The 23,983-nt window shown below is 57.5% G+C and carries 20 protein-coding genes; 18 read left to right on the top strand and 2 right to left on the bottom strand.

The genetic code is table 11. The features are described from left to right. Positions 1–6: 6 nt before the first annotated feature. The 18 genes from ORY85_RS06760 (at position 7) to rpsJ (ending at position 20,708) form a co-directional block, all read left to right on the top strand. The gene (locus ORY85_RS06760; protein WP_274572576.1) at positions 7–1,593 is read left to right on the top strand and encodes a Mur ligase family protein; all 1,587 of its coding nucleotides are present in this window, start codon (positions 7–9) and stop codon (positions 1,591–1,593) included. A 221-nt stretch (positions 1,594–1,814) separates the two neighbouring features. Continuing rightward, positions 1,815–2,333 (top strand): M23 family metallopeptidase, encoded by a 519-nt coding sequence (locus ORY85_RS06755; RefSeq protein ID WP_274572577.1) that lies wholly within the window; start codon positions 1,815–1,817, stop codon positions 2,331–2,333. A gap of 105 nt (positions 2,334–2,438) precedes the next feature. After that, complete coding sequence (gene murF / locus ORY85_RS06750; protein WP_274572578.1) at positions 2,439–3,803, top strand: UDP-N-acetylmuramoyl-tripeptide--D-alanyl-D-alanine ligase; 1,365 nt, start codon at positions 2,439–2,441, stop codon at positions 3,801–3,803. Between the two features lie 218 nt (positions 3,804–4,021). Continuing rightward, complete coding sequence (gene mraY, locus ORY85_RS06745) at positions 4,022–5,104, top strand: phospho-N-acetylmuramoyl-pentapeptide-transferase (RefSeq protein WP_274572579.1); 1,083 nt, start codon at positions 4,022–4,024, stop codon at positions 5,102–5,104. Positions 5,105–5,270: 166 nt separating this feature from the next. Beyond that, on the top strand, positions 5,271–5,771 hold the full coding sequence (locus ORY85_RS06740; protein ID WP_274572580.1) for a group II truncated hemoglobin: 501 nt from the start codon (positions 5,271–5,273) through the stop codon (positions 5,769–5,771). A gap of 57 nt (positions 5,772–5,828) precedes the next feature. Continuing rightward, on the top strand, positions 5,829–7,166 hold the full coding sequence (gene murD, locus ORY85_RS06735; RefSeq protein WP_274572581.1) for a UDP-N-acetylmuramoyl-L-alanine--D-glutamate ligase: 1,338 nt from the start codon (positions 5,829–5,831) through the stop codon (positions 7,164–7,166). Between the two features lie 133 nt (positions 7,167–7,299). Then, a complete protein-coding gene (gene ftsW, locus ORY85_RS06730) occupies positions 7,300–8,460 on the top strand; it encodes a putative lipid II flippase FtsW (RefSeq protein ID WP_274572582.1) in 1,161 nt (386 codons plus the stop codon). A 3-nt stretch (positions 8,461–8,463) separates the two neighbouring features. Continuing rightward, entirely contained in the window at positions 8,464–9,531 is a 1,068-nt protein-coding gene (murG, locus tag ORY85_RS06725) for an undecaprenyldiphospho-muramoylpentapeptide beta-N-acetylglucosaminyltransferase (RefSeq protein ID WP_274572583.1), read from the top strand. Positions 9,532–9,695: 164 nt separating this feature from the next. Next, a complete protein-coding gene (murC, locus tag ORY85_RS06720; RefSeq protein ID WP_274572584.1) occupies positions 9,696–11,129 on the top strand; it encodes a UDP-N-acetylmuramate--L-alanine ligase in 1,434 nt (477 codons plus the stop codon). Between the two features lie 2 nt (positions 11,130–11,131). Further along, a complete protein-coding gene (locus tag ORY85_RS06715; RefSeq protein WP_274572585.1) occupies positions 11,132–12,046 on the top strand; it encodes a D-alanine--D-alanine ligase in 915 nt (304 codons plus the stop codon). Continuing rightward, on the top strand, positions 12,036–12,794 hold the full coding sequence (locus ORY85_RS06710) for a cell division protein FtsQ/DivIB (protein WP_274572586.1): 759 nt from the start codon (positions 12,036–12,038) through the stop codon (positions 12,792–12,794). The genes ORY85_RS06715 and ORY85_RS06710 overlap by 11 nt, the downstream gene beginning before the upstream one ends. A gap of 17 nt (positions 12,795–12,811) precedes the next feature. Next, positions 12,812–14,056, top strand: coding sequence for a cell division protein FtsA (gene ftsA, locus ORY85_RS06705; RefSeq protein WP_274572587.1), 1,245 nt, complete (start codon positions 12,812–12,814; stop codon positions 14,054–14,056). Between the two features lie 118 nt (positions 14,057–14,174). After that, the gene (gene ftsZ, locus ORY85_RS06700; protein WP_274572588.1) at positions 14,175–15,386 is read left to right on the top strand and encodes a cell division protein FtsZ; all 1,212 of its coding nucleotides are present in this window, start codon (positions 14,175–14,177) and stop codon (positions 15,384–15,386) included. Between the two features lie 285 nt (positions 15,387–15,671). After that, positions 15,672–16,043, top strand: a complete 372-nt coding sequence (gene rpsL / locus ORY85_RS06695) for a 30S ribosomal protein S12 (RefSeq protein ID WP_002218431.1) — start codon at positions 15,672–15,674, stop codon at positions 16,041–16,043. Positions 16,044–16,161: 118 nt separating this feature from the next. Beyond that, on the top strand, positions 16,162–16,632 hold the full coding sequence (gene rpsG / locus ORY85_RS06690) for a 30S ribosomal protein S7 (protein ID WP_274572589.1): 471 nt from the start codon (positions 16,162–16,164) through the stop codon (positions 16,630–16,632). Positions 16,633–16,650: 18 nt separating this feature from the next. Continuing rightward, positions 16,651–18,756, top strand: coding sequence for an elongation factor G (gene fusA / locus ORY85_RS06685; RefSeq protein WP_274572590.1), 2,106 nt, complete (start codon positions 16,651–16,653; stop codon positions 18,754–18,756). A 437-nt stretch (positions 18,757–19,193) separates the two neighbouring features. Further along, positions 19,194–20,378: an elongation factor Tu gene (gene tuf / locus ORY85_RS06680; RefSeq protein WP_338577843.1), complete on the top strand. Its 1,185-nt coding sequence runs from the start codon at positions 19,194–19,196 to the stop codon at positions 20,376–20,378. 18 nt (positions 20,379–20,396) lie between these two features. Continuing rightward, positions 20,397–20,708 carry a 30S ribosomal protein S10 gene (gene rpsJ, locus ORY85_RS06675; protein ID WP_002642322.1) on the top strand — a complete coding sequence of 104 codons (312 nt, stop codon included), beginning with the start codon at positions 20,397–20,399 and terminating at the stop codon, positions 20,706–20,708. A gap of 66 nt (positions 20,709–20,774) precedes the next feature. Here the strand turns inward: rpsJ and ORY85_RS06670 are convergent, their stop codons facing one another. Beyond that, positions 20,775–22,406: a 3-(methylthio)propionyl-CoA ligase gene (locus ORY85_RS06670; protein WP_274572650.1), complete on the bottom strand. Its 1,632-nt coding sequence runs from the start codon at positions 22,404–22,406 to the stop codon at positions 20,775–20,777. Positions 22,407–22,628: 222 nt separating this feature from the next. Next, entirely contained in the window at positions 22,629–23,798 is a 1,170-nt protein-coding gene (gene metK, locus ORY85_RS06665) for a methionine adenosyltransferase (protein WP_274572651.1), read from the bottom strand. Positions 23,799–23,983 lie beyond the last annotated feature (185 nt).

Below are 23,983 nucleotides of genomic sequence, written 5' to 3'. Positions count from 1 at the left end.
CACGTTATGTTCAGCGAGTCATTTCCCCCGGCCGAAACCGTTCTGCCGCCCCTGCTGTGTGAAAACGCGGCGGGGCGGCTGCTTCATGCCGACAGCCGCAACATCCGCAGCGGCGATATTTTTATTGCCTGCCGAGGCGAATACACCGACGGGCGCAACTTTATCCCCGATGCCCTTGCCCGCGGCGCGGCGTTTGTATTTTGGGACGACGACGGCACATTTACCTGGAACAGTGAATGGTGCGTCCCCCATCAAGGCATCAAAAATCTGACTGAACGGGCAGGGCTGTTGGCCGCGCAACTTTACGGCCTCCCGTCGCGCATCGATTCAGACGGCCTGAACGTATGGGGGGTAACCGGCACCAACGGCAAAACCTCCATCACCCAATGGCTGGCACAGGCCGCCGACATTCTGGAAGGCCGCCCGAACAGCTGCGCCGTCATCGGCACAGTGGGCAACGGCTTTTGGGGCAGTTTGGCCGAAGCCACCCACACCACGCCCGATCCCGTCAGCGTACAAACCCTGCTGCACGGATTCCGGCAACAGGGCGCGCGTGCCGTGGCGATGGAAGTATCCAGCCACGGCCTCGACCAAGGCCGTGTGAACGGTGTGGCATTTCAGACGGCCGTGTTTACCAACCTTACCCGCGACCATCTCGATTATCACGGCAGCATGGAAGTTTACGGCAACATCAAAGCGCGCCTGTTCGACTGGCGGGGGCTGCAACACGCCGTCATCAATGTGGACGATGCCTTTGGTGCGGAACTGGCAGGCCGTCTGAAAACGAGCGCAGCGGGTTTCTGCGAAGCTAAAACGAGTGAAGCAGGTTTCTGCGAGGCCGAAACAGACGGCGTGAATCTCCGTGCCGCTCAAACCGAGCGCGGCGGGCCGGAAGTTTACGGCTACGGATTTTCGGCACAGGCCGATATCCGCATTGCATCATTTGCCGCTTCCGCCAACGGCATGGAAGTAGTACTGGAAACACCGTGGGGGCAGGGACGCTGCCAAACCCGGCTGCTCGGCCGATTCAATGCGCAGAATCTGGCTGCCTGTGCGGGCGTGCTGTGCGCGGCGGGTTATCCCTTGGCGCAGGTATTGGACGCGCTGGCGCAAATCCGCCCCGCCACCGGCCGCATGGACTGCATCATGAATGCGGGCAAACCACTGGTCGTCGTCGATTATGCCCACACGCCCGACGCGCTGGAAAAAGCACTGGCCACCTTGCAGGAAATCAAGCCGCAGGGCGCGGATTTATGGTGCGTGTTCGGCTGCGGCGGCAACCGCGACAAGGGCAAACGCCCGCTGATGGGCGCGGCTGCGTACGGCGGTGCCGACAAAGTGGTCGTGACGAGCGACAACCCGCGCATGGAAGAACCTCAGGCCATTATCAACGATATTCTGCCTGCCGTGCCGCAGCCCGAATATGTGTCGGCCGACCGCCGAACCGCCATTGAATATGCCGTCCGGCACGCGGCAGCAGACGATATTGTCCTGATCGCAGGCAAAGGCCATGAAACCTATCAGGACATATTGGGCGAAAAACAGCACTTTTCCGACTTTGAAGCCGCGCAAGCCGCATTGGCGGCACGTTAAATGCCGTACCGTCGGCTGTTTTCACGAATGAAAAACGCATTGCGGCCGCTTTGGACGGGTAGAAACCGCTTTCCCGTTTTGGCTGCGCATTTATTTGAGCTGTGAAAAAGCCTGCTTTGCCCGTTTCAGGCGGCCTGATAAAAGCGGAAAACGGCAACGGCATGATGTGATTGCGGTAAAGGCCGTCTGAAACGCCCCGTACACGAACTACGGAAGAAACGATGACAAAACGCAGCCTGTGCCGCCTGATGTTGGCGGCCGCCGCCCTATCGGCGGCAGCCTGCCGCAGTCTCTCGCCGCCCGTGCCTGCGGCGGAATTGGCCGCGTTGAAAATGCAGCCGCCGCCCGAAATGATGAGCCTGCCCAATCCCGTGCGCGGCCACCGTTTTGCCGATACATGGGGTGCACCGCGCAGCGGCGGGCGCAAACACGAGGGCGTCGATATTTTGGCCGAGCGCGGAACCCCCGTGCGCAGTACCGCCGACGGTATCATTATCCGCTTTTCAGACGGCGGCTTGGGTGGAAAAGCCGTTTATGTGCAGAGTGCGGGCGCGCAGCATTACTATGCCCATTTGAGCCGCACCGCCGGCCACCGACGCTATGCGCGGGTGCGCGCCGGCGACATCATCGGCTATGTCGGCGACACGGGCAATGCCAAAGGTATGCCGCAGCTGCATTACGGAATATATCTGCCTGAGGGCGCGGTGAATCCTTATCCGCTGATTGATCAGAACCGTTAGGCCGTCTGAAACGGTAAAATCGGCGCAGCGAAGTTTCTGCGAAGCTCAAATCGGCAAAGCGGGTTTCTGCCCGGCTGCAAAATGGCCATGAACGGCACGGAAAATATGAAACATTTAGATTTAAACTTTATCTGCCAAACCCTGAACCTGCCCGCGCCGCGTGAAAACCGCGCGGTCGGGCGTGTGGTAACGGACAGCCGCGATATTCAGGGCGGCGATGTGTTTTTTGCGCTGGCGGGCGAACGGTTTGATGCCCACGATTTCGTGCCGGACATCTTGGCGCGGGGTGCGGCGGCCGTTGTGGTGTCGCGGGCGGACTGTGCGGGTTTGGGTGGGGCTTTGGTGGTGGACGGCACTTTGGCCGCGCTGCAAAAGCTGGCGCAGGCGTGGCGCGGCGAAGTCGATCCCTTTGTGTTCGGCATCACCGGTTCCAGCGGCAAAACCACGGTCAAAGAAATGCTGGCGGCGGTGTTGCGGCGCGCATTCGGCGAAGCGGCCGTGCTGGCGACGGCGGGCAATTTCAACAACCACATCGGCCTGCCGCTGACCCTGCTCCGACTCGCGCCGCAGCACCGCTATGCCGTGATTGAAATGGGCATGAACCATGCCGGCGAACTGTCGGTGCTGACCCGCATCGCCCGGCCCGATGCCGCGCTGGTGAACAATGCCCTGCGCGCGCATGTGGGCTGCGGTTTCGACGGCGTGGCCGGTATCGCGAAAGCGAAAAGCGAAATTTACGCAGGCCTGGATTCAGACGGCCTTGCGCTGATTCCGTGCGAAGATGCGAACGCGGAAACCTTTCAGGCAGCGGCCGGCCGTCTGAAAATGCAGACCTTCGGCGTGGAAAAAGGCGGCATTCATGCCGAAAACATCATTTTAAAACCGCTGTCGTGCGAATTTGATTTGGTGTGCGGCGGTGAGCGTGCCGCCGTCAGGCTGCCTGTACCCGGGCGGCACAATATCGCCAACGCCGTGGCCGCCGCCGCGTTGGCGCAGGCGGCCGGTTTGACGCTGCAACAGATTTCAGACGGCCTGTCTGACTTTGCCAACATCAAAGGCCGTCTGAATATTAAGGCGGGCATCAAGGGTGCAACCGTTCTGGACGATACCTACAACGCCAATCCCGACAGCATGAAAGCCGCGCTCGACGTGCTGGCCGCGCTGCCCGCCCCGCGCGTGTTTGTGATGGGCGACATCGGCGAACTGGGCGAAGCCGAAACGGCCGCCATGCACGCCGAAGTGGGCGTATACGCACGCGAAAAAGGCATCGAAGCCGCTTATTTCACCGGCAGCGACAGCGCACACGCCGCCGAAACCTTCGGCAGCAACGGTCTGTGGTTTGCCGACAAAGACCCGCTGATACAGGTGTTGCGCCACGACTTGCCCGAACACGCACACGTTTTGGTGAAAGGCTCGCGCTTTATGAAGATGGAAGAAGTGGCCGATGCGCTGCTGGCTGAGGCCGTCTGAAAACAGTGCGCAGCACTATTTCTGCGCAGCCAAAACGGGTGCAGCGGGTTTCTGCAAAACTGAAATTTGCTGCCTTCCGTTTTAACGGTGCAGAAATCCGCGCCGCTGATTTGGTTTCGCAGAACAGCTTCGCCGGTTTCAGACGGCTTTGGCGGCACCGTCCGCATGATGCAAAAACCGTTACGGAACCAAAACAGAACCAACCCGAAGGAAGCCCCATGTTTTTATGGCTCACCCATTTCAGCGACTGGATTTCCGCGCTGAATATTTTCCAATACACCACCTTCCGCGCCGTGATGGCCGCGCTGACGGCATTAGGGTTTTCGCTGCTTTTGGGGCCCTGGACGATACGCCGCCTGACCGCGCTGAAAGTGGGGCAGGCGGTGCGCACCGACGGGCCGCAGACCCATCTGATTAAAAACGGTACGCCCACGATGGGCGGTTCGCTGATTCTGACGGCGATTACCGTGTCCACCCTGCTGTGGGGCAATTGGGCGAATCCGTATATCTGGGTGCTGCTGGCGGTGCTGCTGGCGACGGGCGCGCTGGGTTTTTACGATGATTGGCGCAAAGTGGTGTACAAAGACCCCAACGGCGTGTCGGGGCGGTTCAAGATTGTCTGGCAGTCGGCCGTTGCGCTGGGTGCGGGCATTTTTCTGTTTTATTTTGCCAGCCTGGGCGCGAGCAATGCGTTTATCGTGCCGTTTTTCAAACAGATTGCCTATCCTTTGGGCGGCATCGGCTTTGTGGTGCTGACGTATTTTGTGATTGTCGGTACGTCCAATGCGGTGAACCTGACCGACGGTTTGGACGGTCTGGCGGCGTTTCCCGTGGTGCTGGTGGCGGGCGGTCTGGCCGTGTTCGCCTATGCCACGGGGCACGCCCAGTTTGCCCATTATCTGCAACTGCCTTTTGTCGCCGGTGCGAATGAAGTGGTGATTTTCTGCGCGGCCATGTGCGGCGCGTGTCTGGGCTTTTTGTGGTTCAACGCCTATCCGGCGCAGGTGTTTATGGGCGATGTGGGTGCGCTGGCCCTGGGCGCGGCCTTGGGAACGGTGGCCGTGATTGTGCGGCAGGAGCTGGTATTGCTGATTATGGGCGGGCTGTTTGTCGTGGAGGCTTTGTCGGTGATGTTGCAGGTCGGCTCGTATAAAACGCGCAAAAAGCGCATTTTCCTGATGGCGCCGATTCATCACCACTACGAACAAAAAGGCTGGAAAGAAACACAGGTGGTGGTGCGTTTTTGGATTATCACCATTGTGCTGGTGCTGGTGGGTTTGAGTACGCTGAAAATCCGCTGATACAGGCCGTCTGAAAATAGTGCGCAGCACTATTTCTGCGCAGCTAAAACGGGCGAAGCGGGTTGAGTGCAGTGAAAACGGCACGGGGCAAGTTTCTGCAAAGTGAAAACAGGTACGGTATTTCTGCGCGGCGGAAACGGCAGCGCGCCCGTTTGTGGAACCGAAAATGACAGAACCCACCACACTCTACACCCTGCTCGGCGGGGCAGAAGGCTTGGCCGCACTGGTAGGCCGTTTCTATCATCTGATGGACACCAATCCGCGTTATGCCGCTTTGCGCGCGGTACACGGCGAAACGCTGGACTATGCCGAAGAGCGGCTGTTTGAGTTTTTAAGCGGCTGGACGGGCGGGCCGCCGCTGTATGAAACGCGCCACGGCCACCCGCGCCTGCGCCGGCGGCATTTTCCTTTTGCGGTAACGGTGAAAACGCGCAATCAATGGATTGCCTGTTTTGCCGAAGCCTTGCGGAGTACGCCTTTGGCGCGCGATGCGGCGGGGGCGGTGCTGCTGCATCTGTTTGTGCTGGCCGACTGGATGCGCAACCAAAACGAGCCGAAATACGCGCCGCCGCAGCCGCCGGTGGCGGGCAGTATGCACGACCGCCTGCCCGAATTGGCTGAGGTACTCGCCGAATACGGTATGGCGGACGTTTTCGAGGCCGTCTGAAAACCGTGCCGGCCGTTGGCAGGACAAATGTAAACCCGAAGATTTTTGAAGACGGATATGAACTGGCAAAAGCGAAAAATTCTGGTAGCGGGTCTGGGCGGCAGCGGCGTGTCCGCGATTGCCTATTTGCGCGGCAGCGGCGCGGCGGTATCGGCCTACGATACCGGCTTGGACGAAGCGCGCGCTGAGGGATTAACGGCGCGTTTCCCCGATTTGCCTTTATATGGCGGCCGTTTGGACGATGTGCCGCTGGCGGATTTCGATACGCTGGTGCTCAGCCCGGGCATCACGCGCCGTCAGGCGGCCGTTGCCGCGTTTGAACGGCGCGGCGGCGAAGTGCTGGGTGATGTGGAAATTCTGGCGCGGATTGTGCGCGCACGCGGCGACAAAGTCATCGCCATCACCGGCAGCAACGGCAAAACCACGGTAACCAGCCTGGTCGGCCATTTGTGCCGCGAAAGCGGGTTGGATACCGTGGTGGCGGGCAATATCGGCCTGCCGGTGCTGGAAGCCGAAATGCAGCGCGGCGGCAAAAAAGCCGGTGTGTGGGTGTTGGAATTGTCGAGTTTCCAGCTGGAAACCGCGCCGAGTCTGAATGCCGATGCCGCCGTGTGCCTGAATATTTCCGAAGACCATCTCGAACGCTACAACGACCTGCTCGATTATGCGCACAGCAAAACCGCCGTGTTCAACGGCAGCGGCGTGCAGGTGCTCAATGCCGACGATGCCTTCTGCCGTGCGATGCGGCGCGGCGGGCGCGAAGTGAAATGGTTTTCGCTGCGGCAGGAAAACGATTATTGGGCGGATACGGCGGCAGGCCGTCTGAAAAACGGCGGCACGGATTTGCTTGCGCTGGAAGCCGTGCCGTTGCAGGGGCTGCACAATGCGGCCAACGCGCTGGCCGCGCTGGCTCTGTGCGAAAGCATCGGCCTGCCGCGTGCGGAGCTGCTGCGCCACCTGCAAACGTTTAAAGGCCTGCCGCACCGTGTGGAAAAAATCGGCGAGAAAAACGGCATTACCTTTATCGACGATTCCAAAGGCACCAATGTCGGCGCGACGCTGGCGGCGATTTCGGGTTTGTCCGCGCCGCTGGTGCTGATTTTGGGCGGGCAGGGCAAAGGACAGGACTTTACGCCGCTGGTGCCTGCGGTGCGCGACAAAGCGCACGCGGTGCTGCTGATCGGTGCCGATGCGGCGCAAATCCGCCGCGATTTGGCCGGATCGGGTGTGGCGATGACCGATTGTGCCACGCTGCCCGAAGCGGTTCAGACGGCCTACCGTCTGGCGCAAAGCGGCGATACTGTATTGCTGTCGCCCGCCTGCGCGAGCTTCGATATGTTTGACGGCTATGCCCACCGCGCGCAGGTGTTTGCCGAAGCATTCCGCGCCCTATAAATTCAGGCCGTCTGAAAACTGGTTCTGCTTGTTTTCGCTGCGCAGAAATAGTGCTGCGCACTATTTTAGCTTCGCAGAAACCCGCTGCACTCGTTTTCAGACGGCCTTCGGAGTCAATTTTAAGAAGTCGGATATGATTAGCGAATCGAAACTTCTGGACCGGCCGGTGCTCAAAAGCGGGCATAAAATCGACCAGTCTTTATTATGGATGGTGGTGCTGCTCACCGCGTTCAGCCTGCTGATGATTTATTCTGCCTCGATTGTGTATGCGGGGCAGGAGAACGGCGACAAAATGTTTTTCCTGACCCGTCAGGCGGCATTTGTCGCCACGGGGGCGGCAGCGGCACTGGCAGCGGCCAAAATCCGCCTGGCGGTGTGGAAAAAGTGGACGCCGTTGATTTTCGGTGTTGCGTTGCTGCTGTTGATGGCCGTACTCGGCGTGGGACGGGAGATCAACGGTGCCAAACGCTGGATACAGTTGGGGCCGGTCAATCTCCAACCGACGGAGATTTTCAAATTGGCGGTGATTCTGTATCTGGCCAGTTTTTTTACCCGAAAGGCCGAGGTGCTGCGCGAGTTTAAAAAAATCATTCCGCCGGGCATGCTGATCGGGCTGGGCCTGGGGCTGGTGATGCTGGAACCGGATTTCGGCTCGTTTGTGGTGATTTCCGTGATTGCCGTGGGTATGCTGTATCTGGCCGGTCTGCCGTGGCAGTGGTTCAGCGTCATGGTGGCGGTCGGGCTGATGATGATGGCCGGTCTGATTGCGGCTGCACCTTACCGTGTGGCACGGGTAACGTCGTTCCTCGACCCGTTCAAAGATCCGTTCGGCTCGGGCTACCAGCTTTCGCATTCGCTGATGGCGATTACGCGCGGCGAATGGTTCGGTGTGGGCTTGGGTGCGGGTTTGGAAAAACGGTTTTATCTGCCCGAGGCGCACACGGACTTTATTTTTGCCGTTATCGGCGAAGAGTTCGGCTTTGCCGGTATGTGCGTGCTGGTGTTCTGCTACGGCTGGCTGGTATGGCGCGCTTTTTCCATCGGCAAGCAGGCGCGCGATCTGGAACTCTTTTTCGGTGCATTTGTCGCCAAGGGCATCGGTATCTGGCTGGGGATTCAGAGTTTTTTCAATATCGGGGTCAATGTCGGCATTCTGCCCACCAAAGGGCTGCCGCTGCCGCTGATGTCTTACGGCGGTTCGTCGGTGGTGATGATGCTGGTGTGCGTGGCATTGCTGATGCGTGTGGATTATGAAAACCGCCTCAAAATGCGCGGCTTTAAAGTGGAAGGGTAAGAGATGGGCGGAAAAACCTTTATGCTGATGGCAGGCGGTACGGGCGGACATATTTTTCCCGCGCTGGCCGTGGCGCGTGCCTTGCAGGCCGAAGGCCATCATGTCGTCTGGTTGGGCAGCGAAGGGGCGATGGAAACGCGGATTGTGCCGCAACAGGACATTCTGCTCGAAACGCTGGCGATTAAAGGCGTGCGCGGCAACGGTCTCAAACGCAAACTGATGCTGCCGTTTACCCTGTGGCAGACGGTCAACGCGGCGCGGCGCATTATCCGAAAACACCGTGTCGCCTGTGTAATCGGTTTCGGCGGCTTTGTGACTTTCCCCGGCGGTTTGGCGGCGAAACTGTCGGGCGTGCCGATGGTGATTCACGAGCAGAACGCGGTGGCCGGCTTGGCGAACAGACAGCTGGCACGCTGGGCGGAACGGGTGCTGTATGCCTTCCCCAAAGCCTTTGACGCAGAAGGCGGGCTGGTGGGCAACCCCGTGCGCGTGGAAATCGCCGCGCTGCCCGCACCCGAAACACGTTTTGCCGGACGGACAGGCCGTCTGAAAATACTGGTGGTGGGCGGCAGCTTGGGCGCGCAGGTATTAAATGAAACCGTGCCGCAGGCATTGGCGGCCATACCGGCCGAAATGCGGCCGCAGGTGCGCCACCAGTCGGGTCGCGGCAAACTCGAAGCACTGGAAACTGCTTACCGTCAGGCCGGTGTCGCCGCCGAATGCAGCGAATTTATCGACGATATGGCCGCCGCCTACCGCGATGCCGATGTGGTATTGTGCCGCGCCGGCGCGCTGACGATTGCCGAACTGACGGCGGCGGGGGTGGGCGCGCTTTTGGTGCCGTATCCGCAGGCGGTGGACGACCACCAAACCGCCAACGCACGTTTTATGGTTCAGGCCGAAGCGGGGCTGCTGCTGCCGCAGGCGCAGCTGAGCGCGGAAAAACTGGCCGAAGTGCTGGCCGGGCTGACGCGGGAACGCTGTCTGCAATGGGCGGGGAACGCGCGTACTTTGGCCGTACCCGACAGCGCGCAGCGCGTGGCACAGGCCGCCATTGCCTGTTTGAAGTAAAATTAAGCGAAAAACAATTTTTCCGATAGCGGGCAGCGGGCAGCGCGTTTACAATCCAGACTTTTATTCTCGGCGGACGGCAGGCTTTTCAGACGGCCTCAGACAGCGGCAGGCCGTCTGAAAAGCCTTTTTCGGGACAAGATTGCGGGCGGAAGTTCAGAATTATGATGAAAAACAGGGTCAAACACATTCATTTTGTCGGCATCGGCGGTTCGGGTATGTGCGGGATTGCCGAAGTGCTGCACAATCTGGGCTTCGGCGTGTCCGGTTCCGATCAGGCACAAAGTTCGGTAACGCGCCATCTGGCCGCACTGGGTATCCGCGTGTATCCGGGGCATACCGCCGAGCATGTGCACGGAGCCGATGTCGTGGTGGCTTCCACGGCGGTGAAAGCCGACAATCCCGAAGTGGTGGAAGCACAGGCGCAGCAGATTCCCGTTATTCCGCGCGCCCTGATGCTGGCCGAACTGATGCGTTTCCGCGACGGCATCGCCATTGCCGGCACCCACGGCAAAACCACCACCACCAGCCTGACCGCATCGGTTCTGGCGGCGGCCGGGCTGGATCCCACTTTCGTCATCGGCGGCAAACTGACTGCCGCCGGAACCAATGCGCGCTTGGGTAGCGGCGACTATATTGTCGCCGAGGCCGACGAGTCGGATGCTTCGTTCCTGCACCTGACCCCCGTGATGACGGTCGTTACCAATATCGATGAAGATCATATGGATACTTATGATCACAGCATCGATAAGCTGCATCAGGCCTTTATCGACTTTATCCACCGTATGCCGTTTTACGGCAAGGCGTTTTTGTGCTGCGACAGTGCGCATGTGCAGGCCATTCTGCCCAAAGTGAGCAAGCCTTTCGTTACCTACGGTTTGGACAGTTCGGCCGATATTTACGCCGACAACATCGAAAATTGCGGCGCACAGATGAAATTTACCGTGCATGTGCAGTACAAGGGGCAGGCGCGCGAACCGTTTGACGTGGTGCTGAATATGCCCGGCCGCCATAATGTACTGAACGCACTGGCCGCCATCGGCGTGGCTTTGGAGTGCGGTGCGGACGAGGCTGCGATTCAGCAGGGGCTGCTCGGCTTTGAAGGTGTCGGCCGCCGTTTCCAGAGTTATGGCGAAATCGCCCTGCCGCAGGGCGGTCAGGCTCTGGTCATCGACGATTACGGCCACCACCCCGTCGAAATGGCCGCCACGCTGGCGGCGGCGCGCGGTGCGTATCCCGACCGCCGTTTGGTGCTGGCATTCCAGCCGCACCGCTACACGCGCACGCGCGATTTGTTTGAAGATTTTACCCGTGTACTCAATACGGTGGACGCGCTGGTGCTGACCGATGTCTATGCCGCAGGCGAAGAACCGATTGCCGCCGCCGATTCGCGCGCATTGGCGCGGGCGGTACGCGTTTTGGGTAAAGTGGAGCCGGTGTACTGCGGCGGTGTGAACGAGCTGCCGCAAGTGCTGCTCGATTTCTTGCAAGACGGTGATGTGTTGCTGAATATGGGTGCGGGCAGTATCAATAAAGTGCCTCAGGCCTTGGCCGATGCGGCAGGCCGTCTGAAAAACCAATTAATCGAGAAAGAATAAGCATGACGCAGCATTTCGGCAAAGTGGCCGTCTTAATGGGCGGCTTTTCCAGTGAACGCGAAGTGTCGCTCAACAGCGGGCGCGCCGTTTTGGCCGCTTTGCGGGGCAAAGGCATTGATGCGCATGCGTTCGACCCCAAAGAAATACCGTTGGCCGACCTGAAAACACAGGGATTTGACCGTGTCTTCAATATCCTGCACGGCAGTTTCGGTGAAGACGGCACGGTGCAGGGGGCATTGAACGCCTTGGGTATTCCTTATACCGGCTGCGGCGTGATGGCTTCGGCCGTCGGTATGGACAAATACCGCTGCAAACTGTTGTGGAAAGGCTTGGATCTGCCTGTGCCCGATTATGCGGTTTTGTCCGACGACTGCGATTTCGATGCGGTCGAGGCACGGTTGGGTCTGCCGCTGTTTGTCAAACCCGCTGCCGAGGGCAGCAGCGTGGGCGTGGTGAAAGTGAAAGAAACAGGCCGTCTGAAAAGTGTGTATGCCGAATTGAAGCAGTTTAAAGGCGAGATTATCGCCGAGCGGTTTATCGGCGGCGGCGAATATACCTGTGCCGTACTCAACGGCCGCGCGCTGCCGTCCGTGCGCATCATTCCGGCCACCGAATTTTACGATGCCGAAGCCAAATACAGCCGCGACGACACGCAATATCTGTGTCCTTCGGATCTTTCGGACGAAGACGAACGGCTGATGGGCAGTCTGGCCGAGCGGGCGTTTGCCGCCATCGGCGGAACGGGCTGGGGACGCATCGACTTTTTGAAAGACGGCGACGGCAGGCTGTATCTGCTGGAAGCCAACACGCTGCCGGGCATGACCGGCCACAGTCTGGTTCCCAAAGCGGCCGCGCAGGCAGGCATCGGTTTTGCCGATTTGTGCATCGAGATTTTGAAAACCGCCCATGTGGAATAATGCTTCCGCCATGCGCCGCATCAGCGGTTGGCTGACTGTTTTGCTGTTCCTGCTGCTGTTGGCGGCGGGCGGTGCGTGGCTGTACCATTCGCCGTATTTCCCCATCAAACAGGTTGTCATCAGCGGCGACATCCGTCATACCGATGAGGCGGTATTGCAGAAGATTGCCAAACAGTATATCCGGGGGAATATTCTGCGGGCGGATTTGAACGGCGCGCAGACCGCCTATGCCGCGCTGCCGTGGCTGGCGGAAGCGCAGGTGCGCCGCCGTCTGCCCGATACGGTGGAAATCGTGTTGCGCGAACGCATTGCCGTTGCACGCTGGGGTGAAGAGGCGGGACGGCTGGTAGATACGGAAGGTACGGTATTTGTAGGCGAAGTGGCCGAACCGCTGCCGCAGCTGGTGGGAGAAGCGGAGGCCGCACGCGATATGGTGGCGCATCTTTCTGCTTTTCAGACGGCCTTGGCGCGTGAAAAACTGGCGGTACGCCGCTTGGTTTACACACCGCGTTCGGCGTGGGAGCTGGTATTGGACAACGGGCTGACCGTGCGCTTGGGGCGCGAAGACGAAAATGCCCGTTTGGCACGCTTTATTGCCGTGTGGCAGCCGGTGTTGCGCGAACAGGCACCGCGTCTGCAATATGTGGATATGCGTTATAAAGACGGTTTTGCCGTGCGTGCAAAACCGGCGGACGAAGCCGCGCCGGATCAGGCGGCATCAGCGGCAGCGGCCGCACCATCAAATTAATTGTTAGGAAGCAAATTATGGTTAAAGGCAAGCAATACGTTACGGCACTCGATATCGGTACTTCAAAAGTCATTGCCCTGATCGGCGAAGTGCACGAAGACGGCGAGATTCAGATTGTCGGTTTGGGGCAGGCGCCTTCGCGCGGCCTCAAAGCCGGCATGGTAACCAATATCGATGCCACCGCTCAGGCGATTCAGCAGGCGGTGGGCGAAGCAGAGCTGATGGCCGACTGCAAAGTTTCCGGCGTCACCACAGGCATCGCGGGCAACCATATCCGCAGTCTCAATTCGCAGGGCGTGGTGAAAATCAAAGACGGCGAAGTGGCGCAGGCGGATATCGACCGTGCGATTGAAACGGCCAAAGCGGTGAATATTCCGCCGGATCATAAAATTCTGCATACCGTCGTGCAGGAATACATCATCGACAGCCAGCCGGGCGTGCGCGAACCCATCGGTATGAGCGGTGTGCGGCTGGATACCCGCGTCCACATTATCACCGGTGCGGTAACCGCGATGCAGAACATCGAAAAATGCGTGAAACGCTGCGGACTGCAAATGAACCAAATGATGTTGCAGCCTTTGGCCAGCGGTCGTGCGGTGCTGACCGAAGATGAAAAAGATTTGGGTGTGTGCGTGATCGACATCGGCGGCGGTACCACCGACATTGCGGTCTATACCAACGGTGCCATCCGCCATACGGCCGTGATTCCGGTAGCAGGTGATCTGATTACCGGCGATTTGGCGCAAGCCCTGCGTACGCCTTACGCATCGGCCGAATACATTAAGGTGCACCACGGTGCCGCACACCCCGATTTGGAGGGTTTGGACGAAATGGTGGAAGTGCCGAGTGTGGGCGATCGGCTGCCGCGTCAGATTTCCCGCCGGGTTTTGGCCAGCGTGATCGGCCCGCGTGTCGAAGAGATTCTGGAATTGACGCTTAACGAACTGCGCCGCAGCGGTTTCCCCGAAGAAGTATTGACTTCGGGCGTGGTGCTGACCGGCGGGGCGTCTATGCTGGCGGGCATTGTCGATTTGGCCGAAGACGTGTTCAATCTGCCTGCGCGCATCGGTGTGCCGAAAGAAATGTCCGGCGTGTCCGAGCGCATCCGCAATCCGCGTTATGCGACCGTTATCGGCCTGTTGCAGGAAGCTTGCGGCGAGGCGGAGGGTGCGCCCAGCAGTCATGCGGTTCAGGTGCGCAACAGTCATTCGGGAGAGGGGCTGCTGGTACGCATCAAAGAGTGGCTGCGCAATGCGTTTTAAAGATGTGCCATAAAAACAGGTAAAGAGCCGGTGACCGTTTTGCCAAAAAACGGCAGCATCTTATATAATCGACACCATTTATTTTATTCGTCCTGTAACGGGGCGCCGGAGAAAACACATGGATTTTGTTTACGACGTGGTCGAAGAAAATGCCGCAAGCCCTGCGGTGATTAAAGTCATCGGTGTGGGCGGCGGCGGCTGTAACGCCATCAACAATATGATCGACAATACGATTGAAGGCGTGGACTTCATCAGTGCCAATACTGATGCACAGTCTTTAAATAAAAGCCGTGCGGCCAAGCGTATCCAGTTGGGGCGCAATCTGACCAAAGGTTTGGGTGCGGGTACCAACCCCGAAGTCGGTCGGGATGCCGCCTTGGAAGACCGCGAAGCCATTGCCGAAGCCATCAGCGGTGCCAATCTGCTGTTTATCACTACCGGCATGGGCGGCGGTACGGGAACGGGTGCTGCTCCGGTGGTGGCGGAAATTGCCAAAGAAATGGGCGTATTGACCGTTGCCGTGGTTACCCGTCCTTTCGAGCATGAAGGCAAGCGTATCCATGTTGCCCAACAAGGTATCGAGCATCTGAAAAGCCAAGTCGATTCGCTGATTGTGATTCCGAACGACAAATTGATGACAGCCTTGGGCGAAGACGTTACCGTGCGCGAGGCTTTCCGTGCGGCAGATAATGTGCTGTATGCCGCCGTGGCAGGCATTTCCGAACTGATTACCCGCCCGGGCTTTATGAATGCCGATTTCTCGGATGTCGAAACCGTAATGGGGATTACCGGCATGGCCATGATGGGAACCGGTGCGTCTCAGGGCGTGGACCGTGCCCGTCTGGCAACGGAAGAGGCGATTGCCAGCCCGCTGCTGGACAACGTCAGCCTGGACGGTGCGCGCGGTGTACTGGTAAATATCACGACTGCGCCCGACAGTCTGAAAATGTCGGAATACAACACCATCATGCGCATGATTGACGATTATGTGCACCCGGATGCCGAGCGGAAATACGGCACGGCGGAAGACGAAAGTATGCCGGAAGATGCGATCCGCGTTACCATCATTGCCACGGGCCTGAAAGAAGGCGCATTTACCGGCGCGAGCCAGTCGCATATCCGCAGCGTGAAGGAATCGGCGCGCATCCGTCAGCCGGTATTCAGCCGCGAAGATTATGCTGCCGATATGCCGAATATTGAAAGCGTCATCCGTTCCGGCCGCGATACCCGCAATATGAATCTGTCGGCTGCCGATTTTTCCAATCAGGCCGTGTTGGACGATTTGGAAGTTCCTGCCGTGTTGCGCCGCCAAAACCATTTCGATAAATAAGACCGGCTTGCCGGCTTGCGTATTGTAAGGTTTGGCCAAACTTGTCGAACCTGCCAACACAAGGCCGTCTGAAAACGGATTCGGAAATTTCCATTGCCCGGAAACAGCCCGTTTCTCCGTTTTCAGACGGCCTTTTTGTGTGCGGTCAAAAAGTGCTGCCAAAAATCGGCTGATTTTAAACAGAAAAATAGTATCAGGCATTGACCTTTGACTTGCCTTGATAATATAATTCCGCTCTTGTCGGCATGGTGTCGGCAAATATTGAACTCAACAGGACGAGAAAATATGCCAACGATTAACCAATTAGTACGCAAAGGCCGTCAAAAGCCCGTGTACGTAAACAAAGTGCCCGCACTGGAAGCCTGCCCGCAAAAACGCGGCGTATGCACCCGTGTGTACACCACTACTCCGAAAAAACCGAACTCTGCATTGCGTAAAGTCTGCAAAGTCCGCCTGACCAACGGTTTCGAAGTCATTTCGTATATCGGCGGCGAAGGCCACAACCTGCAAGAGCACAGCGTGGTGCTGATCCGCGGCGGTCGTGTCAAAGACTTGCCGGGTGTGCGCTACCATACCGTACGCGGTTCTCTGGATACCGCAGGTGTGAAAGACCGTAAACAGGCCCGTTCCAAATACGGTGCGAAGCGTCCCAAGTAATTCGGACTTCATTAGGCACGTCGGCCGCCTGATTTGAAAAAAAACGGCCGAGTAAGCGAATGCCCCGTTGGGTATTTGTGGGAATGTTCCCAGCTGAATAGATTTAAAGGAAATTGATATGCCACGTCGTAGAGAAGTCCCCAAGCGCGATGTTCTGCCTGATCCGAAATTCGGCAGCGTCGAGCTGACTAAATTCATGAACGTATTGATGATTGACGGTAAAAAATCCGTAGCGGAGCGCATTGTTTACGGTGCGCTGGCGCAAATCGAGAAAAAAACCGGCAAAGCAGCTATCGAAGTATTCAACGAAGCTATCTCCAATGCCAAACCGCTGGTCGAAGTGAAAAGCCGCCGTGTCGGCGGTGCCAACTACCAAGTTCCTGTTGAGGTACGTGCTTCACGCCGTTTGGCTCTGGCGATGCGCTGGGTACGCGATGCTGCCCGCAAACGCGGTGAGAAATCGATGGATCTGCGTTTGGCCGGCGAGTTGATCGATGCTTCCGAAGGCCGCGGCGGTGCGTTGAAAAAACGTGAAGAAGTACACCGCATGGCCGAAGCCAACAAAGCGTTCTCCCACTTCCGCTTCTAATTTTGAAAGGCTAATCCAATGGCTCGCAAGACCCCAATCAGCCTATACCGCAATATCGGTATCTCTGCCCACATTGATGCAGGTAAGACGACGACGACCGAGCGTATCCTGTTCTATACCGGCCTGACCCACAAACTGGGCGAGGTGCATGACGGTGCGGCTACTACCGACTATATGGAACAAGAGCAAGAGCGCGGTATTACCATTACTTCCGCAGCCGTAACTTCCTACTGGAAAGGTATGGGCGGTCAGTTTAAAGAGCACCGTTTCAACATCATCGATACTCCGGGACACGTGGACTTTACCGTAGAGGTGGAGCGTTCCATGCGCGTTTTGGACGGTGCGGTCATGGTTTACTGTGCGGTAGGTGGCGTACAGCCCCAGTCTGAAACCGTATGGCGCCAAGCCAACAAGTACCAAGTGCCGCGTTTGGCATTTGTCAATAAAATGGACCGCCAAGGCGCTAATTTCTTCCGTGTGGTCGAGCAGATGAAAGCCCGTCTGCGCGCCAATCCGGTTCCGATTGTGATTCCGGTCGGTGCGGAAGACAGCTTCAGCGGTGTGGTGGATCTGTTGAAAATGAAATCCATCATTTGGGACGATGCCACTCAAGGTACTACGTTCGAATACGGCGATATTCCGGCCGATCTGGTGGAGACTGCTGAAGAATGGCGTCAAAACATGATCGAAGCGGCTGCCGAGGCCAGCGAAGAGCTGATGGACAAATACTTGGGCGGTGAAGAGCTGACCGAGGAAGAAATCGTCGGCGCGCTGCGTCAGCGTACTCTGGCCGGTGAAATTCAGCCTATGTTGTGCGGTTCTGCGTTCAAAAACAAAGGTGTACAGCGTATGTTGGATGCGGTGGTGGAGTTTCTGCCTGCGCCGACCGACATTCCGCCGGTTGCCGGTGTCAATCCGTCTACTGATGCGGCTGAAACACGCGAAGCCAGCGATGATGCCAAGTTCTCGGCTCTGGCGTTCAAAATGCTGAACGACAAATATGTCGGCCAGCTGACCTTTATCCGTGTTTATTCCGGTTTTGTGAAGTCTGGCGACACCGTTATTAACTCGGTTAAAGGTACCCGCGAGCGCATCGGCCGTCTGGTTCAGATGACTGCTGCCGACCGTACGGAAATCGAAGAAGTGCGTGCCGGCGACATCGCCGCCGCCATCGGCCTGAAAGACGTAACCACAGGCGAGACCCTGTGTGCGGAAGATGCACCGATTATCTTGGAGCGTATGGAATTCCCCGAACCGGTAATCCACGTCGCTGTTGAGCCGAAAACCAAGGCTGACCAAGAGAAAATGGGCATCGCTCTGAACCGTCTGGCCAAGGAAGATCCGTCGTTCCGTGTACGCAGCGACGAAGAATCGGGTCAAACCATTATTTCCGGTATGGGCGAGTTGCACTTGGAAATCATTGTGGACCGCATGAAGCGCGAGTTTGGTGTGGAAGCCAATATCGGTGCGCCTCAGGTGGCTTACCGCGAAACCATCCGCAAAGCCGTTAAAGCCGAGCACAAACACGCCAAGCAATCGGGCGGTAAAGGTCAATACGGTCACGTGGTGATCGAGATGGAGCCGATGGAGCCGGGTGGCGAAGGCTACGAGTTTATCGATGAAATCAAGGGCGGCGTGATTCCGCGTGAATTTATCCCGTCTGTCGATAAAGGTATCCGCGACACCCTGCCGAACGGTGTGGTTGCGGGCTTCCCGGTTGTGGATGTGCGCATTCGTCTGGTATTCGGTTCTTATCACGATGTGGACTCTTCGCAGCTGGCGTTTGAATTGGCTGCATCGCAAGCCTTTAAAGAAGGTATGCGTCAGGCTTCTCCTGCTTTGCTGGAACCGATTATGGCGGTTGAAGTGGAAACCCCCGAAGAGTATATGGGCGATGTGATGGGCGATTTGAACCGCCGCCGCGGTATCGTTCTGGGTATGGATGACGACGGCATCGGCGGCAAAAAAGTCCGCGCCGAAGTGCCGCTGGCCGAAATGTTCGGTTATTCGACCGACCTGCGCTCCGCCACCCAAGGCCGTGCCACTTACTCTATGGAATTTAAAAAATATGCCGAAGCTCCGGCGCACGTTGCCGCTGCGGTAACTGAGGCGCGTAAAGGCTGAGTATCGGCGGTTTAGGGCAGCGGGAATATTCCTGCTGTTCTGAAACGGCAAAACCGGATTTTTCCGATGTGTTTGGAAAAATCCGGTTTTTTTTATCCGGTTGTTTTCAGACGGCCTGACAGGCCGTCTGGCGTTAGAAGTATGGGTCATCTATTGTCTGTTATGCTTTTTGATTCGGACAAAAGCAGTGTATACACCATGAATTCATTTATGGATGTTTGTGTGCCTATTCCCTTCCTGTGCCGCTATGCGGTGCGGTGGATATATCAGTGAGGCCGTCTGAAAAAGGAATGCTTGAAAATACTTGATTTTTTTTATGCGATGGTCGATAATCGCTTCCTTATTTTCAGGGTGGCACAAATGCCGCCCGAACTTTTGGCAGGGCTGATGCCTTGTCCGTTCTTTCAACTCGCTCTTTGATTTAAGGAAATTAGCTCATGGCTAAGGAAAAATTCGAACGTAGCAAACCGCACGTAAACGTTGGCACCATCGGTCACGTTGACCATGGTAAAACCACCCTGACAGCTGCCCTGACCACCATCTTGGCCGAAAAATTCGGCGGCCAGGCCAAAGGCTACGACCAGATTGACAATGCCCCGGAAGAAAAAGCCCGCGGCATCACCATCAACACCTCACACGTAGAATACGAAACCGAAACCCGCCACTACGCCCACGTAGATTGCCCGGGTCACGCCGACTACGTGAAAAACATGATTACCGGTGCCGCCCAAATGGACGGTGCGATTCTCGTCGTATCCGCCGCAGACGGCCCCATGCCGCAAACCCGCGAGCACATCCTGCTGGCGCGTCAGGTAGGCGTACCCTACATTCTCGTCTTCATGAACAAATGTGACATGGTGGACGACGAAGAACTGCTGGAGCTGGTTGAAATGGAAATCCGCGACCTGCTGTCCAGCTACGACTTCCCGGGCGACGACTGCCCGATCGTCCAAGGCTCTGCCCTGAAAGCTTTGGAAGGCGATGCCGCATTCAAAGAAAAAATCTTCGAACTGGCTGCCGCTTTGGACAGCTACATCCCGACCCCCGAGCGTGCCGTAGACAAACCCTTCCTGCTGCCGATTGAAGACGTATTCTCGATTTCCGGCCGCGGTACCGTGGTTACCGGCCGTGTCGAGCGCGGCATCATCCACGTCGGCGACGAGATTGAAATCGTCGGTCTGAAAGACACCCAAAAAACCACCTGTACCGGTGTGGAAATGTTCCGCAAACTGCTGGACGAAGGCCAGGCAGGCGACAACGTGGGCGTACTGCTGCGCGGTACCAAACGCGAAGAAGTCGAGCGCGGCCAAGTATTGGCCAAACCGGGTACGATTACCCCGCACACCAAATTCGAAGCCGAAGTATACGTACTGAGCAAAGAAGAGGGCGGCCGCCATACACCGTTCTTCGCGAACTACCGTCCGCAATTCTACTTCCGTACCACCGACGTAACCGGTGCGGTATCCTTGCAGGAAGGCGTGGAAATGGTTATGCCGGGCGAGAACGTGAAAATCACAGTTGAACTGATTGCCCCGATCGCCATGGAAAACGGTCTGCGCTTTGCGATTCGCGAAGGTGGCCGTACCGTAGGTGCCGGTGTCGTTTCTTCTGTCATCGCTTAATCGGAAAGGATATTGACAATGGCAAACCAAAAAATCCGTATCCGTTTGAAAGCATACGATTACAGCCTGATCGACCGTTCCGCGCAAGAAATTGTGGAAACCGCCAAGCGTACCGGTGCTGTGGTTAAAGGCCCGATTCCGCTGCCGACCAAAATCGAGCGTTTCAATATCCTGCGCTCGCCGCACGTCAATAAAACGTCGCGCGAACAGTTGGAAATCCGTACCCACCTGCGTCTGATGGACATTGTGGACTGGACCGACAAAACGACCGATGCGCTGATGAAGCTCGACCTGCCTGCGGGTGTTGATGTAGAAATCAAAGTGCAATAAGCATTGAACGGAAAAAAGCCTGAACTTTGTTCAGGCTTTTTTGTTGCCGTGTCCGTCTGACCGCCGTCAGGCCGTCTGAACGGGCAGGCGGTAGTCTTTCAACTGTTCGCGCAGTTTGCTTTTCAGGATTTTTCCGGTTGAGCCCAGAGGCAGAGCGTCCATGATGACGACATCGTCGGGAATCTGCCATTTGGCGACTTTATCCGCATAAAATGCCTGCAAATCCTGTACGGCCAATTCGGTTCCGGGTTTGAGGACGACAGCGACAATCGGCCGTTCGTCCCATTTCGGGTGGGGGATGCCGATACAGGCGGCCATGGCGACGGCAGGGTGGGCGGTGGCGATGTTTTCCAGTGTGATGGAGCTGATCCATTCGCCGCCCGATTTGATGATGTCTTTGCTGCGGTCGGTAATCTGCATAAAGCCGTCTGCATCGATAACGGCAATATCGCCGGTGGCAAACCAGCCGTCTTTCAGTGGCAGTCTGTCTTCATTGAAATAGCGGGACAGCAGCCACGGGCTTTTCACGTACAGTTCGCCGCAGCTTTGTCCGTCCCACGGCAGTTCGTTGCCGTTTTCGTCGAGAATTTTGATGTCAGCACCGAATACGGCGCGCCCCTGTTTCTGGCGGACGGTAATCTGATCGGCCTCGTTCCAGCTGCGCTGTTTCGCTTTCAGCGTACAAAACGTACCGACGGGACTGAGTTCCGTCATGCCCCAGGCATTCAGCGGTTCGATGTGGTAGTTGTTCAGGAAAGTTTCGATCATGGAGCGCGGCGCGGCTGAGCCGCCGATGACGACGCGTTTCAGCGAGCTAAATGTCAGCTTGTGTTCCTGAACATAAGACAGCAGCATCTGCCAGACGGTTGGGACACCTGCCGAAAAAGTAACCTGTTCCTGTTCCATCAGGCTGTACAGTGCTTCCCCGTGCAATTGCGGGCCGGGCAGCACCAGTTTGCAGCCGACCATGGCGGCGGCGTAAGGAATGCCCCAGGCGTTTACGTGAAACATGGGTACGACCGGCAGAACGGCATCGGCTTCGCGCAGACACATGGTGTCGGGCAGACTGATGGCGTAAGCGTGCAGCACGCTGGAACGGTGGCTGTACAGTACGCCTTTCGGGTTGCCTGTGGTGCCGCTGGTATAGCAAAGGCCGGAAGCGGTGTTTTCGTCTAAATCCGGCCAGACATAATCGGTGGATTGGGCGGCCAGCCAGTCTTCGTAGCAGATCAGGTTGGGAATGCCGCTGTCGGCGGGCAGTGCGCCACTGTCGCACAGCGCGATATAGTGTTTGACGGACGGGCAGAGTGTGTGGATTTGCTGTACGGTAGACAGAAAGGTCATGTCGAAACACAGCACCTGATCGTCGGCATGGTTGATAATCCATGCGATTTGTTCGGGCGACAGACGCGGATTGACGGTATGAATCACGCGCCCAGCTCCGCTGACACCGTAATAAAGTTCCAGATGGCGGTAGCCGTTCCACGCCAGGGTGCCGACACGCAGGCCGTCGGCCACACCCAGTTCTTCCAGACCGTTGGCAACCTGTTTGGCGCGGTTTTGCAGGTCTTTCCAAGTGTAGCGGTGGATGTCGCCTTCGACGCGGCGGGAAACGATTTCATTGCTGCCGTGGTGGCGGGCGGCTGAATCAAGCAGGGTGGAAATCAGCAGCGGCTGGTTTTGCATCAGGCCTAACATAAGTTTCTTCTCCTTGTTTCGTGATAGGGGGAATGCGGCCGCTTGTGGTGGTTTTATATACGGCTGCGGATTTGAATGTAGCATGAGGGGCTGACGGAATACAATACGGCTGTTGGAAATAACGCATTGGGCAGCGGTGTTGATGAGATACAAAAACGGATTCCGTCAAGCGGAATCCGTTTGGAGCGTGATGTGGAAACGGCGTTCAGACGGCCGGAATGCTTACAGGCCTGCTGCCTGTCTGAGCAGGCGGGCTTTGTCGGTACGCTCCCACGTAAATTCCGGCTCTTCTCGGCCGAAGTGGCCGTAAGCAGCGGATTTGCTGTAAATCGGACGCAGCAGGTCAAGCATTTGGATAATGCCTTTGGGGCGCAGGTCGAAATGTTCGCGTACGATGGCGGTCAGTTTCTCCTGGCTGATTTTGCCGGTGCCGAAAGTGTCGATGGCAATCGAAGTCGGCTCGGCAATGCCGATGGCGTAGGAGACCTGAATCTGGCACTGTCCGGCCAAACCGGCGGCGACAATGTTTTTGGCCACATAGCGGCAGGCATAGGCGGCCGAGCGGTCCACTTTGCTCGGGTCTTTCCCGGAGAATGCGCCGCCGCCGTGCGGTGCGGCACCGCCGTAGGAATCGACGATGATTTTACGGCCGGTCAGACCGCAGTCGCCCTGCGGGCCGCCGATAACGAAATTGCCCGTGGGATTGATCAGGTATTTGGTTTCTTCCGTGAGCATTTCAGACGGCAGAACGGGGAGAATGATGTGTTCTTTGACGGCGGCAATCAAATCGTCGCGGTTGATGCCCTCGTCGTGCTGGGTGGAGAGGACGACGGTGTCGATGCGTTTGACTTTTCCGGTTTCACCGTCGTACACGCAGGTCAGCTGGGCTTTGGCATCGGGTCGCAGCCAGGGCAGGATGCCGCTTTTGCGTACTTCGCTCTGACGCTGCATCAGGCGGTGGCTGTAATAAATCGGAAACGGCATCAGAGACGGGGTTTCGTCGCAGGCATAGCCGAACATCAGGCCTTGGTCGCCTGCGCCCTGATTCAGATCCACGCCTTCGCCTTCGTTCACACCCTGTGCGATGTCGGGCGACTGCTCGCCGTAGTTGAGTACCACTTTGCACGAATCGGCGGCAAAGCCCCATTCAGGGTTGCAGTAGCCGATGCGCGCGATGGTGTCGCGGGCGATTTTTTCATAATCGACTTTGGCCGAAGTGGTGATTTCGCCGGCCAGCACGCACAAATCGGTGGCCACCAGCGTTTCGGCGGCCACGCGCGCTTTGGGGTCTTGTGCCAGAATGGCATCCAGTACGGCATCGGAAATTTGGTCGGCAACTTTGTCGGGGTGGCCTTCCGAAACGGATTCGGAAGTAAACAGATATTCATTCATGATTCGGACTTTCTATGCAGAAGAAAAACGGCGCGGCGGCCGTATGGCGGTTCGGCCGTATTATAGCAGAGATGGCGGGCGGTATCCCCGCAGCGGCAGATGAATAATTTGCACGGGGAAAGTGAGCGGGCTTCATGGCCGTCTGAAAGCCGTGCCGTTTCAGACGGCCAAGATATATGTGGGAA

It is taken from the genome of Neisseria leonii (assembly GCF_028776105.2).
GTDB classification, from domain to species: Bacteria; Pseudomonadota; Gammaproteobacteria; order Burkholderiales; family Neisseriaceae; genus Neisseria; species Neisseria leonii.
This window is presented reverse-complemented; position numbering and strand designations above follow the sequence as displayed.